The following is a 17,012-nucleotide window of genomic DNA, read 5'->3' as shown; positions in this document are numbered from 1 at the left end:
TAATGTAGCCGCGGCACCACTTCAGGTGATATCCGCCCCAGCGCAGAATCGCACTCAAGCAGTTGTGTGTGTCGGGCGCGGTCGCGTCATGAGGGCGACGCCAATTCGACCCAATTCAAATCGAGCTTGGCAGGCGCCGGATCCTTACGGAGGTGATTCCAATGCCAGACGTCCTCGACCGTTCCGAAATGGCCCCCTCGATTCTGCCGGCGGACGTTCCCGAGCTCAGCGATGATGAATGCCTGGCCTGCCTCGCGCGCGCCGTCGAGGCGCACGATTCGGCGCGGCTCGACGAAGTCGCCGCATTGATCGGCCGCCTCGCAGTCACGATCGAATAGCTCATCGATCACCTTGACGCCTCGGGTTGCGCAGCCTGGTCCGCCGGGCCAACGGACGTGTTGCGTTTTCGCGGAGCCTGTTCCAAAGATGCCGCCAAATTTCGTCCGCGGCATCGTCCGCATTGCAGGGTCCGCAAATGTCCGGTTTCTCGACCGCGCGCCTAAAAATGGTCGATGGCCAGGTGCGCACCAATGACGTCACCGATCGCCGTATTCTCGACGCAATGCTCACAGTTCCGCGCGAGGCGTTCGTGCCGGTTGCCAGGCAGGCATTGGCCTATCTCGACCTCGATCTCGACGTGAGCGAAGGCGGGGCCAAGCGGTTCCTGATCAAGCCGCAGCTGACCGGTAAGCTGCTCCAGGCCGCCGAAATCGGCGAGGGGGACAACGTGCTGGTGGTCGGCTGCGCCACGGGCTACCTCGCCGCGCTGACGGCTACGCTCGCCCGTCAGGTCACCGCGACGGAATGTGATTCGGCCCTGGCCGCGAAGGCCAAGGATGCTTGCGCCAGCCTCGCCAACGTCACGTGCAAGGCCGCAGCCTGCGCCGAAGGGGATCCTTCTGCCGCTCCCTATGACGTCATTATCCTCAACGGCGCCTTCGAGGTGACGCCAGAGGCGCTGCTCGGGCAGCTCAAGGAGGGCGGGCGCCTCGTGGGGGTGTCGGCCCAATCCACGCCCCCCCGGGCCGTGATCGTGACCCATACCCACGGTGAATTCGGCCATCGGGCGCTGTTCGATGCCGCAGCTCCGGTCCTTCCCGGGTTGGAACGGGCCGCCGCTTTCGTTTTCTGAACGCCCGATTGAGGGCTTTGGCCCGTTAAAATCCCGTTCTGAATCAGAAGTGTGGCCCGGATGCTGCACGTGAAGAGTTTCCACCGGGAACTACCTTCAGGTGGTTCCGTTGCGCCAATTGGCAGCCTATGTTGCTGAGGGGCAACGACTCCACTCGGTAGACGGTATCCTAGCTCGCGGGCACGAGCGGGGCGTTAGAATGAACGGAATTTAAGGGATGAATGGGGTGAAGCTCTTCACCGGAGCTGCGGTTTCGGTCCTGCTGCTGGCGCTTGCCGGGCCGACGCCTGCCTTGGCGGACACGATCGAGGCCGCCTTGGTGCGGGCCTATCAGAACAATCCGCAGCTCAACGCACAGCGCGCCCAGGTGCGCTCGACCGACGAGAACGTGCCTCAGGCGTTGTCGGGCTATCGTCCCAGGGTCGCGCTGACGGCGAACGGCGGCTATCAATATCAGGATACACTGAGTTCGCCGGGGCCGGGTAACACACCAATCAACGGGCCCAGCGTGCCGCGCAGCGTGGGTGTGACCGTCACGCAGACGCTCTATAACGGCAACATCACCGGCAACAGGACGCGCGCCGCCGAGAGCCAGGTTTCCGGCTCCCGCGAAGCGCTGCGCAGCCTGGATCAGAGCGTGCTGCTTCAGGGCGCTTCGATCTACATGGACTATCTGCGCGATGCGGCTACGCTCGAAGTCCAGCGCAGCAACGTGCGCGTGCTCGAGCAGACGCTGAAGCAGACGCGTGATCGCTTCAACGTCGGCGAAGTGACGCGCACCGACGTTGCGCAATCGGAAGCGCAGCTGGCGGCTGGCAAGACGCAGGCCCTCACTGCCGAAGCAAATCTCACCACGACGCGCGCGAACTTCCGCCGCATCATCGGCAACGAGCCGACGAACCTCGCGCCCGGTTCGCCGGTCGATCGTTTCCTCCCCGCAAGCCTCGCCGGGGCAGTCGAGCTCGGCCTGATCGAACATCCCAACGTCACGGCCGCGATGTTCGGCATCGACGTCAACTTTCTGCAGGTCAAGGTCGCCGAAGGCGCGCTGCTGCCGACGATCGCGTTGCAGGTGGGGGCCACGCAGGGGAACGAACAGTCCTTGATTCAATACAGGTCGTTCAACGCGTCCGCCATCGCGCAGGCCAATTGGCAGCTCTACGATGGCGGCAATTCATATTCGCTGATCCGCCAGTCCAAGGAAAACCTGGCGCAGCAGCGTCTCAACCTCGAAACCACCCGCGACCAGACCCGCGCGACGGTCGTGCAGTGGTGGGGTTCGCTGCAGGCCGGCAAGGCCCAGGTGCAGTCCGCGCAGGCGCAGGTCACGGCGTCCGAGATCGCGCTGAACGGCGTGCGCGAAGAAGCCAAGGCTGGTCAGCGTACCACCCTCGACGTGCTCAACGCGCAGCAGGCGCTGGTCAACGCGCGCGTCGCGCTGGTGACCGCACAGCACGACCGCGTGGTCGCGTCCTATCAGGTTCTGGCCGCCATCGGCCGTCTGTCGCCGCAGGTCCTCGGCCTTGCGACCACGGTTTATGATGCGAGCGTTCACTACCATCAGGTCCGCGACAGCTGGGCCGGCGTGCGCACGCCTGACGGACGCTAAGGTCCGTAGTCATCCGGTCGGCCTCGCAAACAGCCGAGGCCGACTGGTGCTTTGCTTGCAATCATCAAAATCCCTGACATAGCCTTGCCAAGAAGATGCGGGTCGATTCGCCCGGCACCTGATGTCGTGTGCGTAAAGGCTTGAGTGCCGAGGGCAGGGGCGCACCGCCGCACGTTGAGCCGTGAACTGGGGACAAGTCGGGCTGCCGCGACGAAAATGTCGGGGCGTCCGTTGCGGAACCGGCCAATCCTGTCGTGCTTGGTGTAAAACAACGCATGCGAGGGCGTTGATGATGTGGAGTCGGAGATGACGCAGCCTGCAAAGGTCACAGAACCCTCGATGGAGGAGATTCTGGCCTCGATCCGGCGCATCATTGCCGACGATGAGGCCAAGCCGCCGCCGGCAGAAGCTGCCAAGCCCGCTCCCGCGGCGCCCGCACCAAAGCCGCAGGCGATGAACGACATTCCGCCATCCAAGGTCGCTCCCGCAAAACCTGCTGCCGAGAAGCCCGCGCCGCCGCCGGCTGCGAAGCCAGCTCCAGCGCCGCCGCCGCCCGCACCTGCGGCGGATGCATCCAATAACCAGGACGAAATTGATGCTCTGCTGGCGGGGCTGGACGCGGCTACGCCTGCGCCCGAGGTCCGTGCGCCTGAGCCAGAGCCCGAACCTGAACCCGACGTGCTCGAATTGACCGACGAGATGGCGGTGGATCCGGAGCCGACGCCGCCTCCGCCGCCGCCGAGCTTCCGCAAGGTCGAGCCGCGAGACGATCTGGAATTCGCCGAATCGCCGCCGCGCCTGACGCCGTCATCGTCCTATGCGGCGGTGGACTACGATGCGCCGCCGGTACCGCCCCAACAGCCGATCCTGGCCCAATCGACGGTCTCGGCGGTCGAATCCGCCTTCAACTCCCTGGCCCACACGGTGCTCAGCAGCAATGCGCGGACGCTGGAAGATCTGGTCAAGGAGATGCTGCGTCCGATGCTGAAATCCTGGCTCGACGACAACCTGCCGGGCCTCGTTGAACGCATCGTGAAGGCCGAAATCGAGCGGGTCTCGCGCGGCGGCAGGTGAGGGCGGCTCCCGAGCCCTCATAAAGCCCCTCTTATGCGCCTGTTTGGCCTGCCGACCGGCCGGAAAGCCGTTTTGCCGCCGGGCTTTCCGTTGATCCTCTCCCGGACCTTTTCGTTGACTTGCCCCCCGCGCGCGGCTTTCTAGCAGCCCATGATCGAGAAAAATTACCAGCCCGCCGATATCGAAGCCCGCATGTCCGTCGTGTGGGAGGACAGCCTTGCCTTCAGGGCCGGCCGCCCCGACCGCCGCGACGCAGTGCCCTTCACCATCGTGATCCCGCCGCCGAACGTGACGGGCTCGCTGCATATGGGCCACGCCCTCAACAACACCCTCCAGGACATCCTGTGCCGGTTCGAGCGCATGCGCGGCCGCGACGTGCTGTGGCAGCCCGGCACCGACCATGCCGGCATCGCCACCCAGATGGTGGTCGAGCGGCAGCTGATGGAGCGCCAGCAGCCCAGCCGTCGCGAGATGGGCCGCGAGAAGTTTCTGGAGCGGGTCTGGCAGTGGAAAGCCGAGAGCGGCGACACCATCATCAACCAGCTCAAGCGCCTCGGCGCCTCCTGCGACTGGTCGCGCGAACGCTTCACCATGGACGAGGGCCTGTCGAAGGCCGTCATCAAGGTGTTCGTCGAGCTGCATCGCGACGGCCTGATCTACAAGGACAAGCGGCTGGTGAACTGGGACACCAAGCTGCTGACCGCGATCTCCGACCTCGAAGTGCAGCAGACCGAGGTCAAGGGCAGCCTGTGGTATCTGCGCTATCCGATCGAGGGCAAGACGTTCAGCCCCGAGGATCCCTCGAGCTTCATCGTCGTCGCCACCACGCGGCCCGAGACCATGCTCGGCGACACCGGCGTCGCGGTGCATCCCGATGACGAGCGCTATCAGAAGCTGGTCGGCAAGAACGTGATCCTGCCGCTGGTCGGTCGCAAGATTAAGATCGTCGCCGACGAATATTCCGATCCGGATAAGGGCTCGGGCGCGGTGAAGGTGACGCCGGCGCACGACTTCAACGATTTCGAGGTGGGCAATCGCCACGGCCTGGGCCGGATCAGCGTCATCGACAAGGAAGGTTGCCTCGACCTCGTCGACAATGAGGATTACCTGCGTAACCTGCCGGAAGGCGCTTCGCAATTCGCCGAGGAGTTTCACAAGCTCGACCGCTTCGCGGCGCGCAAGCGCATCGTCGAGCGGCTGGAATCCTTCGGCTTCGTCGAGCGGATCGAGCCGCACACCCACATGGTGCCGCACGGCGACCGCTCGAACAGCGTGATCGAGCCCTATCTGACCGACCAGTGGTACGTCGACGCCAAGACGCTGGCAAAGCCCGCGATCGCGGCGGTGCGTTCGGGCGAAACGACGTTCGTGCCGAAGAACTGGGAAAAGACCTATTTCGAGTGGATGGAGAACATCCAGCCCTGGTGCATCTCGCGCCAGCTGTGGTGGGGTCATCAGATCCCGGCGTGGTACGGCCCCGATGGCAAGGTGTTCGTCGCCGAGACCGAGGAGGAGGCCGTCAGCCACGCGCTCGGCTATTACGTCGAGCAGGAGGTCATCACGGCCGAGCAGGGCCGCGAGATGGCGCTCGACCGCAACAAGCGCGAAGGCTTCATCACGCGTGACGAGGACGTGCTCGACACCTGGTTCTCCTCGGCACTGTGGCCGTTCTCGACGCTCGGCTGGCCCGAGGACGCGCCGGAAGTGCAGCGCTATTACCCGACGAACGCGCTGGTGACCGGCTTCGACATCATCTTCTTCTGGGTCGCCCGGATGATGATGATGGGCCTGCACTTCATGAAGGAAGTGCCGTTCTCGACGATCTACATCCACGCCCTCGTCCGCGACGAGAAGGGCGCCAAGATGTCGAAGTCGAAGGGCAACGTCATCGACCCCCTCAACCTGATCGACGAATACGGCGCCGACGCGTTGCGCTTCACGCTGGCCGCCATGGCGGCGCAGGGACGCGACATCAAGCTCGCCACCAGCCGTGTCGAGGGTTACCGCAATTTCGCGACGAAGCTCTGGAATGCGTCGCGCTTCGCGGAGATGAACCACTGCGCCGTGCCCGAAGGTTTCGAGCCGGCGAAGGCCAAGGAGACGCTGAACCGCTGGATCGCGCATGAGAGCGCCCACACCACGCGCGAGGTGACCGAGGCAATCGAAGCCTATCGCTTCAACGACGCGGCCGGTGCGATCTACCGCTTCGTCTGGAACGTCTATTGCGACTGGTATGTCGAGCTCGCAAAGCCCGTACTGCTCGGTCCGGACAGCCCCGCCAAGGACGAAACCCGCGCCATGGTCGCCTGGGCGCGCGACGAGATCCTGAAGCTGCTGCACCCCTTCATGCCCTTCATCACCGAAGAGCTGTGGGAGGTGACGGCCAAGCGCGACGGCCTGCTGGCGCTGGCGCAATGGCCGCTGAAACCGTCCGAGCCGACGCCGGAGCAACTCGCGATGCTCGCCGCGGCAGCCGGGCCGACTGATCCGCTGATCTCGCCGGTCCTGATCATGCCGATCTTCGACCATGCCGACTTCACCGATCCCAAGGCGGAAGCCGAGATCGGCTGGGTGATCGACCTCGTCACGCAGATCCGCTCGGTGCGCGCCGAGATGAACATCCCGCCGGCGACGCTGACGGCGCTGGTGCTCGCGGGCGCCTCGACCGAGACGAAGGAACGCGCGCCGCGCTGGACCGACGTCATCAAGCGCATGGCACGGCTGTCCGACATCTCCTTCGCCGACCGCGCACCTGATGGTGCGGTCCAGCTCCTCGTGCGCGGCGAGGTGGCCGCGTTGCCGCTGAAGGGCGTGATCGACGTCGCCGCCGAGCGCACGCGCCTCGACAAGGAGATCGGCAAGGCCGACGCCGACATCAAGCGCGCCGAGTCCAAGCTGGCGAACGAGAAGTTCGTCGCCAATGCGGCCGAAGAGGTCGTCGAGGAGGAGCGCGAAAAGCGCGAGGCGGCGCTGGCGCGGAAGGCCAAGCTGCTGGAGGCGCAGGAGCGGCTGAAGCAGGCGTCGTAGAGCGTTTTCGAGCGAAGTGGAAACCGGTTCGCGTCAAGAAAACGCGTCAAAACTAGAATCTAGAGCCCGTTCCATCGGAACGGGTTCTAGGCCTCCTTCGGGAACGGCTTGCTCAAGAACTTCGAGCCCTTGACGCCATAGCGCCAGGGCAGCTCGACGGCCTTGGTGATGCCGATCCGGATCCCGGCCGCCACCTCGACCTCCTCTGTCCGCGCATGCAGCGCGATCGGCGGCCGGTCCAACGGCAGGGCGTTGTGCGCGATGGTGATGCCCAGCGCCTCGGTCAGCTTGCCGGGGCCCGAGCACAGCGCGTGCGCCTCCTGGAGATGGCGGCGGCGGCGCATCGCCGCCAGGCCATGCGTCGGCTCCAGTGCGCGGATCAGCACGGCGCTGGCGGAGCCTTCCTCCTCGCAGACGAAGTTCACGCACCAGTGAATGCCGTAGGAGCGGTAGACATAGGCAAAGCCGGGCGGGCCAAACATGATTTGGTTCCGCGGCGTCGGGCCATTGTAGGAGTGCGCCGCCGGCTCGGTATGATGATAGGCCTCGACCTCGACGATGAGGCCGCCGACGCCATTGACCAGCATGGTGGCCCCGATCAGGTCGGGCGCGACCTCGTGGACGCTGCGGCCGAAAAACGCACGCTTCAGGGCTTTGCCGAGCCGCGGTGGTGAGGCTTTCGATGTTGGAGCCATTCGAGGTGAGAATCGCCTGAGAACAGAGCAGGATATTGCCCATATCTGCCATGTTCCCTGAAGCGGCGCGAGCCGGGTTGCGGCAGGCAGCCAGACCGACTAGGTAGGACCTGAACAGACCGGACAGCCCATGGTCGTTATTGTCGACACCATCTCGAACCCGTTGCGCCCCCGCCACCCTGAAAAGGTGAATCGCCCTGATTCCGCTTCGCCCGAAGCCGGACTGGATTCGCGTGCGCGCTCCCAATACCCGCGGCTATGCCGACACCCGCAACATCGTGCGCGCCAACGGCCTGCACACGGTGTGCGAGGAGGCGGGCTGCCCGAACATCGGCGAGTGCTGGGACAAGAAGCACGCGACCTTCATGATCATGGGGGACACCTGCACCCGGGCCTGCGCGTTCTGCAACGTCAAGACCGGCATGCCCAATGCGCTGGATGCGGTCGAGCCGCAGAACGTCGCCGAAGCCGTCGCCAAGCTGGGGCTGGCCCACGTCGTCATCACTTCCGTCGACCGCGACGATCTGGCCGATGGCGGCGCCGAGCATTTTGCAGAGACCATCCGTGCGATCCGGGCCGCGTGCCCGTCGACCACGATCGAGATCCTGACGCCGGACTTCCTGCGCAAGGAGGGCGCGCTGGAGGTCGTCGTCGCGGCGAGGCCCGACGTGTTCAACCACAATCTCGAGACCGTGCCATCGCGTTACCTCACTGTGCGGCCCGGCGCGCGCTACTTCCACTCGATCCGGCTGTTGCAGCGGGTCAAGGAGCTCGATCCCACCATCTTCACCAAGTCCGGCATCATGGTCGGCCTCGGCGAGGAGCGCCACGAGGTGCAGCAGGTGATGGACGATCTGCGCTCCGCCGACGTCGACTTCCTGACCATCGGGCAATATCTCCAGCCGACCCGCAAGCACCACGCCGTGATGCGCTATGTGCCGCCCGACGAGTTTTCGTCCTACGAGAAGGTCGCCTACACCAAGGGTTTCCTGATGGTGTCGGCGAGCCCGCTCACCCGTTCGTCGCATCATGCCGGCGAGGACTTTGCGAGACTGAAGGCCGCACGGGCCGCGTCTGCCCGCTGAACCGCCATGCCCAAGTTTTCAAGCAAGCGCCGTGTCCATCACAGCGCGTCCGAGATGTTTGATCTGGTCGCCGACGTCGAGCGCTACCCGGAGTTCGTGCCCCTGTGCAGCGCGCTCAAGATCCGCCAGCGGATGGCCAAACCCGACGGCACCGAGGTGCTGGTCGCCGACATGACGGTGTCGTTCAAGCTGGTCAAGGAGTCCTTCACCAGCCGCGTGACGCTCGACCGCGCCAATCTGAATATCCGGGTCGAATATCTGCAAGGCCCGTTCAGCAACCTCGAGAACCGCTGGACGTTCGAGCCCAAGGGTGAGGGCGTCTGCGACGTCGGATTCTTCCTGGCCTACGAGTTCAAGAGCCGGATGCTGGCGATGCTGATGGGCTCGATGTTCGATGCCGCGTTCGCGCGCTTCTCCATCGCATTCGAGAAGCGGGCGGATGCGATCTACGGCCGGCCAAAGCTGGCGTCGTCGTAAGGCGTACTCTCTCCGCCGTCATTGCGAGGAGCCCTTGCGACGAAGCAATCCAGGGTCTTTCCGCGGAGGGATTCTGGATTGCTTCGCTGCGCTCGCAATGACAGTGAGGCTCAATCCACCGCCTTCACCACATCCGGCGGCTGCGAGGCGTAATAGGCCGCGGCCGCCTCGATCTCCTGCGGCGTCATCGCGCGGGCGATGTTGCGCATCTGCTGGCTGATGTCGTTGCGCCGCTCGCCGGATGCGAAGGCCTGGAGCTGCGCCTTCATGTAAGCTTCGGACTGGCCTTCGAGCCACGGACTGCCGGTCTTGTTGTCGAGGCTGCCATGGCAGGAGCCGCAGGGCGCGATCCCGCGCATCGGCGCGCCGTAGATGACGATGCTCGGTTTCGGCAGCTGCGGCGTCGGGTGATAGGCTGCCGGCCGCGGCAGATAGGCGTAATAGTTCGAGAGATCGGCGATCTCCTGGTCCGTCAGATTGACGGCGAATGGCGACATCACGGCATTGGTGCGGGCGCCGGATCGGAAATCGTGCAGCTCCTTGTAGATGACGGCCGCGTACTGGCCGGCGAGATTGGGCGAATCCGCGCGGCTGATGCCGGTCGGGCCGTGGCAGATCGCGCAGCGCTGCGCCAGCGTCGCGCCGCGGCCGATCGCTTCCTGGCTCGGACGCGACAGCGTATGCGAGGTCAGCACGACCTCCGACAGGCGTTTTGTCTGCTCGGGCGCAGTAACATTCGCCGCGCGCTGTGGCACGCCGGCGGCGCTGCAGATCGCATCCCAGACATTGGCGAACTGAACCCAGGGCTGTGCGAAGGGCAGCACGATGAAGCCGGTGATCGCCGTCACGATCAGGATCGCGGCGGTGATGCCGACGCCCATCCTGAAATGGCTGTTGCGGAAGGTGAAGAGGTCGCGCGCGCTCATCACTGCGCTCCCACATAGACGGCCGGCACCGACGTGCCCTCGGTCAGCGCCAGCGTCACGATCGGGTAGCCGTAATTGGTGAGGGTGAGGACGATCATCAGCGCCACCCACAGCGCATGCGTGTTGAGCGCGACCGGCACGGTCGCGGGCTGATGCACAGCCAGCGCAAAGCGGTACGGGCCGGCGTCAACCCGGGGCGCACGCATGCCACGTGCGAGGATGACGATGAACATGATGCCCGACGCCAGCAGGATGAAGCCGCCGATCGCGGAGAACGTGACCGAGAGCGCCTGCGGCGCGATCGCGGGATCGCCGAAGTCGAAATAGGCCATGCGGCGCGGCATGCCCAGGATGCCGACCCAGTGCCACGGGAAGGTCGTGATGATCATACCGATGAACCAAAGCCAGAGCTGGGTGCGGATCAGGCGGATGTCGATGAGTTCGCGCCCGGTCAGATGCGGCCACAGATCATAGGCGATCGCAAAGTACATGATCACGATGGCGCCGCCGAAGATCAGGTGGAAATGGCCGGTGATCCACTGCGTGTTGTGGATCGACGCATCGAGCTGGTAGCTCATGTTGATCAGGCCGCCGGCGCCGCCGAAGCCGAGCATGACGAACGAGAACGCCAGCGCCAGCATCATCGGGTTGTCCCAGGGCAGCGCCTTGATCCAGCCGAATAGGCCGCGGCCGCCGCGCAGGCGCGCCGCGATCTCGACCGAGGCGCAGATCGTGAACACGGTCAGCAGCGTCGGCAGCGCGACCAGCGCCGTGAAGGCCGAATGGATGAACTTGAAGCCGGCGCCGACCTGCGGATCGGCGAAGGTGTGGTGCATGCCGATCGGCATCGCCACCACCAGGAACAGGATGAAGGAGATCCGCGCTATGCTGTCGGAATAAACCCGGCCGCCGATCGCGCGCGGCACGATGGTGTAATAGGCGATGTAGGTCGGCATCAGCCAGAAATAGACGATGGCGTGCAGCGTCCAGGAGAAGAACACGCGGGCAAGACCCGCGTCGATCGTGGCCTTCAGCCCGGCCGCGACGGGAATGATCTGGAGCAGCAGCTCGAGCGCGGCACCAACCGCGGTCCAGGCCCAGAGATAGGAGCCCGCAACATTGGCGAACATCGCCAGCGGCACCGGTGCACCGGGATGGGCCTTCCGCCAGACGCGCAGATTGATCGCCATCAGCGCGACCCAAACCAGGAGCCGACCACGACCAGCACGACGCCGAGGTAGTAGAAAACGTTGCCGATCAGCGGCGGATAGAAGGTGTAGAGCACCGACGCGCGCCCCAGCGCGACCGGGATCAGCGCCATGACGCTGCCGATCACGATCAGCCAAAATCCGGTCCAGGCCCAGCGCACGCCGACCAGGCGCTGCTCCAGCGCGGACTCGCTGATGGCATAGCCAAAGCCCATCGCGACGAGCGTGGGAAAGACGTAGCCCATCACCGTGCCGTGCGCGGTCAGCGAGCGGTAATAGAGCTCGGGATTGGACAGCCAGGTGCCGATCGGGCTGCGGATGAACATCTGCCAGGCGCCGAGCGTGAGCGCGATGCCGAACACGCCGAAGGCCAGCCAGAAATGGGCGAGGATGAGTTTCCTATTCGCCAACACAGCTCAGCCTCCCGCCACCCTTCGCGCGATCGGCGAAGTCGGTCTTGTTGATCACCTTGACCTTGCCCCACATGCCCTCGTGGCCGAAGGAGCAAAACTCCTGGCAGGGCATCAGATAGTCGCCGGTCTTCGTAAAGCGCATCAATTGCTCGGAGATGTAGCCCGGCACCAGCATGGTGTTGATGTTGGTGCCCTGGATCAGGATGCCGTGGACGACGTCGGCGCTGGTGGCGCGCATCGTGATCGGCGTATCTACGGGCACCACGATGCAGGCCGGCGTGAAGGAATATTGCTGGCCGATCGCGCGCACGGTCACATTGCCATTGGCCTCCAGCACGCTGCCGAGATTGCTCTCGACGAATTCGCCGGACAGATGAATGCGCGAGGGATCGGTGGTCTCGACGCGCGGCTGCGGCATGGTGGCGCGATGGATGCCGGCGAAGGCTGCCAGAAGCGCCATGCCGACGACGATTATCACGGCAATGGTCGCCCAGCGCCGCTCGACGCGGGCCGCGACCTCGGCGCTGCCATGGGTGTCCTCTGCGCTCATTGCAGTGATCCGCGCGGCAGGAAGACGAAGAGATAGAAGGCAAGCCACATCGCGACCACGCAGGCCGTGGCGATGCCGGCCAGCACGATCGCGCCAGACGGTCCTTGCGAGACGACTTCCTCGACGGCCTGGTCGGCGGCGGCTGGGCTGGTCGGCGGATCGGAATTGAACATGACGGTTCTCTGGCGCCTCTCAGTTCAGCGGTGCGGAGCGCAGCTCGTTGGCCTCGCGCGCCGACACCGGCGTGCCGCGATTGCCCCAGGCGGTGCGGATGTAGGAGACGACGGCGGCGACCTCGTTGTCGGAGAGGAGGCCTGCGAAGGGCGGCATGCCGTAGGGCATCGGATTGCCCTTGGTGCCCGGCGGATAGCCGCCATTGAGCACCATGCGGATCGGGTTGACCGCCGACTGCATCTCGATCGACTGGTTGTTGGCGAGCGGCGGCCAGTGCGGCGGCTTGCCTTCGCCCTGGAGGCCGTGACAGCTCGCGCAATTCTTGTCGTAGACGGTCTTGCCGAGGCTGATCAGCAGGCTGCTCTCGGTGGTCGGCAGCGCCGAGCTCGGCGCCGGCGGAGGCGAGGGCTCCGCGATGCCCTTGAGGTACACCGCCATGGCGCGCGTGTCCTCGTCGTTGAGATATTGCAGGCTGTTGTGCACGACCTCGGCCATCGGGCCGTAGACCACGCCGCGCATGGAGACGCCGGTCTGGAGCAGGTCGGTGATGTCCTTGATGCTCCAGTCGCCGAGCCCCGCCTCACGGTTGGAGGTGAGGGACGGCGCGTACCAGTTCTGCATCGGGATCAGGCCGCCCTTGAAGGCGTCCGATTGCGAGGTGCCGCCAAGCGCGTTGATCGGCGAATGGCACATGCCGCAATGGCCGAGCCCCTCGACCAGATAGGCGCCACGATTCCATTCCGCCGACTTGGTGGGGTCGGACTTGAACTCACCCTCGCGGAAGAACAGCGTGCGCCAGCCGAGGATGAGCTGGCGGTTGTCATAGGGAAAGCGCAGCTCGTGCGGCTTGTTCTTCTGGTTCACCGGCTGAATCGAGCGCAGATAGGCGAAGATCGCGTCGCTGTCGGCGCGTGTCACCTTTGTGTAGGACGCGAACGGCATCGCCGGATAGATCAGCCCGCCATCCGGGAAACGGCCGTTGTGCATGGTTCTGTAGAAATCGTCCGCGCTCCACTTGCCGATGCCGGTCTCCGGATCGGGCGTGATGTTGGAGGTGTAGATCGTTCCGAACGGGGTCGGCATCGGGCGCCCGCCGGCAAACAGCCCGCCCTCAGCCGCAGTATGGCAGGCCGTGCAATCGCCGGCGCGGGCGAGATATTCACCCCGCGCAATGACGTCGCCGGCCTTGTCCTGCGCCTGCGCGGCCGTGATGAGCGCGGCGAGGGCCAGGAGCTTGATCGAAAGCAGCGTGATCGACAGTCTTGAGCCCATCATGCGCCTCGTCAGTTGGGCTGGCTGCCGCAGCCGAACGGCAGCGCGTAGGTGCCTTTCGGGACGGGGGCCGGGTTGGTGGGCGCGGGTCGCGTCGCGAGCCAGGCCGCAACGGCGGTAACATCTGCTTCCGTCAGATGGCCGGCGACGAGCTGCATGCAGTCCGGCGATTTTGCCGTTCGCGTGCCGTAGCGCCAGGCGCCGAGCTGCGCACTGACGTAAGCGGCGCGCAAGCCCAGCAGACCGGGGATGCCGGGCTGCATGCCGGTGAGGCCCGGGCCGTGACAGCTCACGCACGCCGGTATGTTACGACCGGCATCGCCGCTGGTCGCGAGCAGCTCGCCCTGCGCCAGCACTTCCTTGCTGACTTCGCTCGGCGCGGGCTGCGGCAGCGGCGGATGCTCGCTGGCGAAATATTCGGCCATCGCCTCCAGATACGGATCAGGCAGAAACTCCAGCAGATAGTTCATCGGCGGGTATTTGCGCCGGCCGCTGCGGAAGGCGAGGAGCTGGTTGTAGAGATAGCCGGCCGGCTTGCCGGCAAGCCGCGGGAAATAGACGTCGCTGGTGCCTTCGCCCTTGTTGCCGTGACAGGGCGTGCACGCCTCCACCCGCGCCGCCATGGTATCCGGCGGCTGGTTGGCCGTTTGTGCTGCAGTACCATCAATAGCGGCCAAGGTAGCAATAGCGATTGCCAGTGCAGTGTCGCGAGCGAACACGCCGTCGCCCTCCAGAAAGCAGGACCGGGTTGATTCCTGGCCACAGCGTAGAGCCGCATTATTGCGCCAATACAGTCGCGCGCAAGATCGGACATGGCGATGACGCTTGGTCGCGGTTGCACATTTGCGATCCTGATCGAATTCGACAAGAATTGCGTGCTTTTTGAAAACTGGCGTAACGCCGCGATCTCGCGGCGTATTCCGCCCGAGCTTTGCTTCACAAGCGGGAAGCGCGGCAATGTGGAATCCGTTCGCGCGCGCGCGGATGTTCTGCCGCTTGGGCCGGGCAGACGACCCATCATCAGAGTGCATCTTCCCGTCGGGCGACAAGTGCAGTTTGTGCCAAAACGCACCGCGCTGACGCAACACCCCTTGCCGGAAACGGCGCACCGCGAGCTCTGCCCTTCGCGAAAGGTTCGACTACAATCCGAGTCGGGCGCGGGCGCCTTATCGCGGGATCGGGGAGATGGGACGCTGGAAGCAGGCATGGAGCGAAGAAGACCTTGGCAGGCTGAAGGTCCTGGCAGGCACCAAGCCGATTGCGCTGATAGCGAAAGAGCTCGGCCGGACCCGCGGCACGGTGCTGGCGAAGGCGATTGAGCAGAAGCTCCCTGTCATTTGTCGGACGAAGCGCCAGGAACAATAGGGCGCGATATCGCTCGCGATCGGTCTGGCGTTACAGGGCACGCTGTCCAATCTCGCTGCCGGCGTGATGCTGCTGCTGTTCCGGCCCTTCCACATCGGCGCCGACGTCGAGGTCGGTGTGGGGCGTGGCGATCATCAATCACAGCGCGAGCGCGCTGCTGGCGGCGGCATGAAGTGGCTCAGCCGCGCGGTGACCGCGGCGTCCTGCGCTTCACCGCATGCCGGCGCGGCGAGCGGGTCACGCGGGGACGCAGGCGGGTTGCCGCGGCGGCGCGCCGGGGCTTGGGCTGGGCCTTCGGGCCGCGGGCGAGATCCATCAGCATGCGCAATGCCTCGACCACCGAGCGCTGGCGCACGGCGGTCCGGCCGATCGCGCCAAAGCGATGCTCGCGATGGACGATGCGGCCGTCGCGCGCGGCAACCGCGAAATGCACGAGACCGACCGGCTTGCCGGGCGTGGCGCCGCCGGGGCCGGCGATACCGGTAATGGCAACGGCGAGATCGACGCCGGCACGCTCCAGCGCGCCGACCGCCATCGCGGTTGCGGTCTCCTTGCTGACGGCGCCGAAATTCGCGAGCGTGCTCGCCTCGACCCCTAGCATCGCGCGCTTGGCGTCATTGGAATAAGTGACGAAGCCGCGGTCGATCACGTCGGAGGAGCCGGGAATGTCGGTCAGCGCGCCGGCAACCAGACCGCCGGTGCAGGACTCGGCGGTGGCAATCGTCAGCTTGCGCATCCGGCACAGATCGAGCAGCGAGCGGGAGAGGGCGCGTGCGTCGCTGCCGCCCATGACCTAGACGCTCCAGGGCAGACGGATGGTGGCGCTCGCGGTGGCCGCGATGCCTTCCTCGCGGCCGGTGAAGCCGAGCCGCTCGCTGGTGGTCGCCTTCACCGCGACGCGCGAGATATCGACCCCGGAGATCTCGGCGATGCGGGCGCGCATGGTGTCGCGCAAGGGGCCGATCTTCGGCCGCTCGCAGATCATCGTCACCTCGAGGTTGGCGACGCGGCCGCCGCGCTGCGCAACGCGCTCGATGGCGTATTTCAGGAACTGGTCGGAGGAAGCCCCCTTCCATTTCGCATCGCTCGGCGGAAAGTGCGAGCCGATATCGCCGTCGGCGAGTGCGCCGAGGATGGCGTCGACCAGCGCATGCAGGCCGACATCGCCGTCGGAGTGGGCGAGGAAGCCTTTGGTGTGCGGCACCCGTACGCCACAGATCATCACGTGGTCGCCTTCGCCGAAGGCGTGCACGTCATAGCCGGTGCCGGTCCTGATGTCGCCGAGCAGGCTGGCCAGGCGCGCTTCCTCGCGCACGAAATCCTCGGGAGTGGTGAGCTTCATATTGGCAACATCGCCTTCAAAGGTTGCGACCGTCAATCCCGCCCATTCGGCAATCGCGGCATCGTCGGTGAAATCGCTGCGCCCATCCTTTGCCGCGCGACGATGCGCCTCGAGGATGACGTCGAAACGAAAGGATTGCGGCGTCTGCGCGATTCGCAAGGCTGCGCGGTCCGGCGTGTCCTCGACATTGCCGCTCTCGCCGGTGACCTTGATCGTGTCGGTGACAGGGACGACGGGGAGCGCAGCGCCGGTGCGGCTGGCCGCCTCGATCGCGCGCGAGATCACGCCTGCCGAGACGAAGGGGCGCGCGGCGTCGTGGATGAGCACGATATCGGGCTTATGCTTGGCGAGTGCTTCGAGCCCTGCGAGCACGGAGGCCTGCCGCGTCGCGCCGCCATTGGTCGGCGGCTCGTGGCTGAGACCTGCGACCGCTGCCGTGAACATGGCGCTGTCGTCGGGGTTCACTACCGGCTGCACGGCGAACACGTCGGGGTGGCGGCTGAAGGCTTCCATGGCGCGGTAGATCACGGGGACGCCGCCGATCTCGCGATATTGCTTGGGACCACCGGCGCCAGCCCGCAGGCCGCGTCCGGCCGCGACGAGGACGACTGCGGTGCGCTGTGATTTCGCCATAGGACTCAAATACTCAGTTGGTGATGAAGA

Annotated in this window: 15 protein-coding genes and 3 pseudogenes; 9 read left to right on the top strand and 9 right to left on the bottom strand. The window is 65.5% G+C overall.

Going from position 1 to position 17,012, the window contains the following annotated elements; all coding sequences use genetic code 11:
* Positions 1–161: 161 nt before the first annotated feature.
* From HAP41_RS25405 to HAP41_RS25385, 5 genes are all read left to right on the top strand, one after another.
* On the top strand, positions 162–338 hold the full coding sequence (locus tag HAP41_RS25405) for a hypothetical protein (RefSeq protein ID WP_094183926.1): 177 nt from the start codon (positions 162–164) through the stop codon (positions 336–338).
* 137 nt (positions 339–475) lie between these two features.
* Positions 476–1,132 (top strand): protein-L-isoaspartate O-methyltransferase family protein, encoded by a 657-nt coding sequence (locus tag HAP41_RS25400; RefSeq protein WP_176400466.1) that lies wholly within the window; start codon positions 476–478, stop codon positions 1,130–1,132.
* A gap of 217 nt (positions 1,133–1,349) precedes the next feature.
* A complete protein-coding gene (locus tag HAP41_RS25395; protein WP_166096538.1) occupies positions 1,350–2,741 on the top strand; it encodes a TolC family outer membrane protein in 1,392 nt (463 codons plus the stop codon).
* A 306-nt stretch (positions 2,742–3,047) separates the two neighbouring features.
* Entirely contained in the window at positions 3,048–3,815 is a 768-nt protein-coding gene (locus HAP41_RS25390) for a PopZ family protein (RefSeq protein WP_166096539.1), read from the top strand.
* Between the two features lie 150 nt (positions 3,816–3,965).
* On the top strand, positions 3,966–6,842 hold the full coding sequence (locus HAP41_RS25385) for a valine--tRNA ligase (RefSeq protein ID WP_166096540.1): 2,877 nt from the start codon (positions 3,966–3,968) through the stop codon (positions 6,840–6,842).
* Positions 6,843–6,928: 86 nt separating this feature from the next.
* Here HAP41_RS25385 and HAP41_RS25380 read toward each other — a convergent pair whose 3' ends face one another.
* The gene (locus tag HAP41_RS25380; RefSeq protein ID WP_135213610.1) at positions 6,929–7,537 is read right to left on the bottom strand and encodes a DNA-3-methyladenine glycosylase; all 609 of its coding nucleotides are present in this window, start codon (positions 7,535–7,537) and stop codon (positions 6,929–6,931) included.
* A gap of 130 nt (positions 7,538–7,667) precedes the next feature.
* On the opposite strand from HAP41_RS25380, the pseudogene lipA reads away from it, so the two are divergent.
* Both lipA and HAP41_RS25370 read left to right on the top strand, forming a co-directional pair.
* Positions 7,668–8,622 (top strand): annotated as a pseudogene (gene lipA, locus HAP41_RS25375) (lipoyl synthase).
* 6 nt (positions 8,623–8,628) lie between these two features.
* Positions 8,629–9,099, top strand: coding sequence for a type II toxin-antitoxin system RatA family toxin (locus HAP41_RS25370; RefSeq protein ID WP_071914058.1), 471 nt, complete (start codon positions 8,629–8,631; stop codon positions 9,097–9,099).
* A gap of 110 nt (positions 9,100–9,209) precedes the next feature.
* On the opposite strand, the gene HAP41_RS25365 is transcribed toward HAP41_RS25370, so the two are convergent.
* The 6 genes and pseudogenes from HAP41_RS25365 to HAP41_RS25340 all read right to left on the bottom strand — a co-directional run bounded on the left by HAP41_RS25365 (position 9,210) and on the right by HAP41_RS25340 (position 14,361).
* Positions 9,210–10,025: a c-type cytochrome gene (locus HAP41_RS25365; RefSeq protein ID WP_166096541.1), complete on the bottom strand. Its 816-nt coding sequence runs from the start codon at positions 10,023–10,025 to the stop codon at positions 9,210–9,212.
* Positions 10,025–11,646 (bottom strand): annotated as a pseudogene (locus HAP41_RS25360) (b(o/a)3-type cytochrome-c oxidase subunit 1). Before HAP41_RS25360 ends, HAP41_RS25365 begins: the two are co-directional and overlap by 1 nt.
* Complete coding sequence (locus HAP41_RS25355) at positions 11,633–12,196, bottom strand: cupredoxin domain-containing protein (RefSeq protein ID WP_135213614.1); 564 nt, start codon at positions 12,194–12,196, stop codon at positions 11,633–11,635. Before HAP41_RS25355 ends, HAP41_RS25360 begins: the two are co-directional and overlap by 14 nt.
* Positions 12,193–12,369, bottom strand: coding sequence for a hypothetical protein (locus tag HAP41_RS25350; RefSeq protein ID WP_166096542.1), 177 nt, complete (start codon positions 12,367–12,369; stop codon positions 12,193–12,195). The genes HAP41_RS25355 and HAP41_RS25350 overlap by 4 nt, the downstream gene beginning before the upstream one ends.
* A gap of 19 nt (positions 12,370–12,388) precedes the next feature.
* Positions 12,389–13,645 carry a cytochrome c gene (locus tag HAP41_RS25345; RefSeq protein ID WP_166096543.1) on the bottom strand — a complete coding sequence of 419 codons (1,257 nt, stop codon included), beginning with the start codon at positions 13,643–13,645 and terminating at the stop codon, positions 12,389–12,391.
* A gap of 8 nt (positions 13,646–13,653) precedes the next feature.
* Positions 13,654–14,361 (bottom strand): c-type cytochrome, encoded by a 708-nt coding sequence (locus HAP41_RS25340; protein WP_063986378.1) that lies wholly within the window; start codon positions 14,359–14,361, stop codon positions 13,654–13,656.
* Between the two features lie 466 nt (positions 14,362–14,827).
* Here HAP41_RS25340 and HAP41_RS25335 point away from each other — a divergent pair, with 466 nt between their 5' ends.
* The gene (locus HAP41_RS25335; RefSeq protein ID WP_071914051.1) at positions 14,828–15,007 is read left to right on the top strand and encodes a hypothetical protein; all 180 of its coding nucleotides are present in this window, start codon (positions 14,828–14,830) and stop codon (positions 15,005–15,007) included.
* A pseudogene (locus tag HAP41_RS25330) lies at positions 15,008–15,136 on the top strand (mechanosensitive ion channel domain-containing protein); the annotation flags it as partial. It lies immediately after the preceding gene.
* 49 nt (positions 15,137–15,185) lie between these two features.
* On the opposite strand, the gene HAP41_RS25325 reads toward HAP41_RS25330, so the two are convergent.
* On the bottom strand, positions 15,186–15,797 hold the full coding sequence (locus HAP41_RS25325) for a CinA family protein (protein ID WP_028161429.1): 612 nt from the start codon (positions 15,795–15,797) through the stop codon (positions 15,186–15,188).
* A 3-nt stretch (positions 15,798–15,800) separates the two neighbouring features.
* On the bottom strand, positions 15,801–16,982 hold the full coding sequence (locus HAP41_RS25320) for a bifunctional 2-C-methyl-D-erythritol 4-phosphate cytidylyltransferase/2-C-methyl-D-erythritol 2,4-cyclodiphosphate synthase (RefSeq protein ID WP_135213616.1): 1,182 nt from the start codon (positions 16,980–16,982) through the stop codon (positions 15,801–15,803).
* Positions 16,983–17,012: the final 30 nt, after the last annotated feature.

Origin of the sequence: Bradyrhizobium barranii subsp. apii, assembly GCF_011516635.5 — a bacterium.
Classification (GTDB): Bacteria; Pseudomonadota; Alphaproteobacteria; order Rhizobiales; family Xanthobacteraceae; genus Bradyrhizobium; species Bradyrhizobium barranii.
The sequence above is the reverse complement of the archived record's forward strand: the minus strand, read 5'-3'. Positions and strand labels throughout refer to the sequence as shown.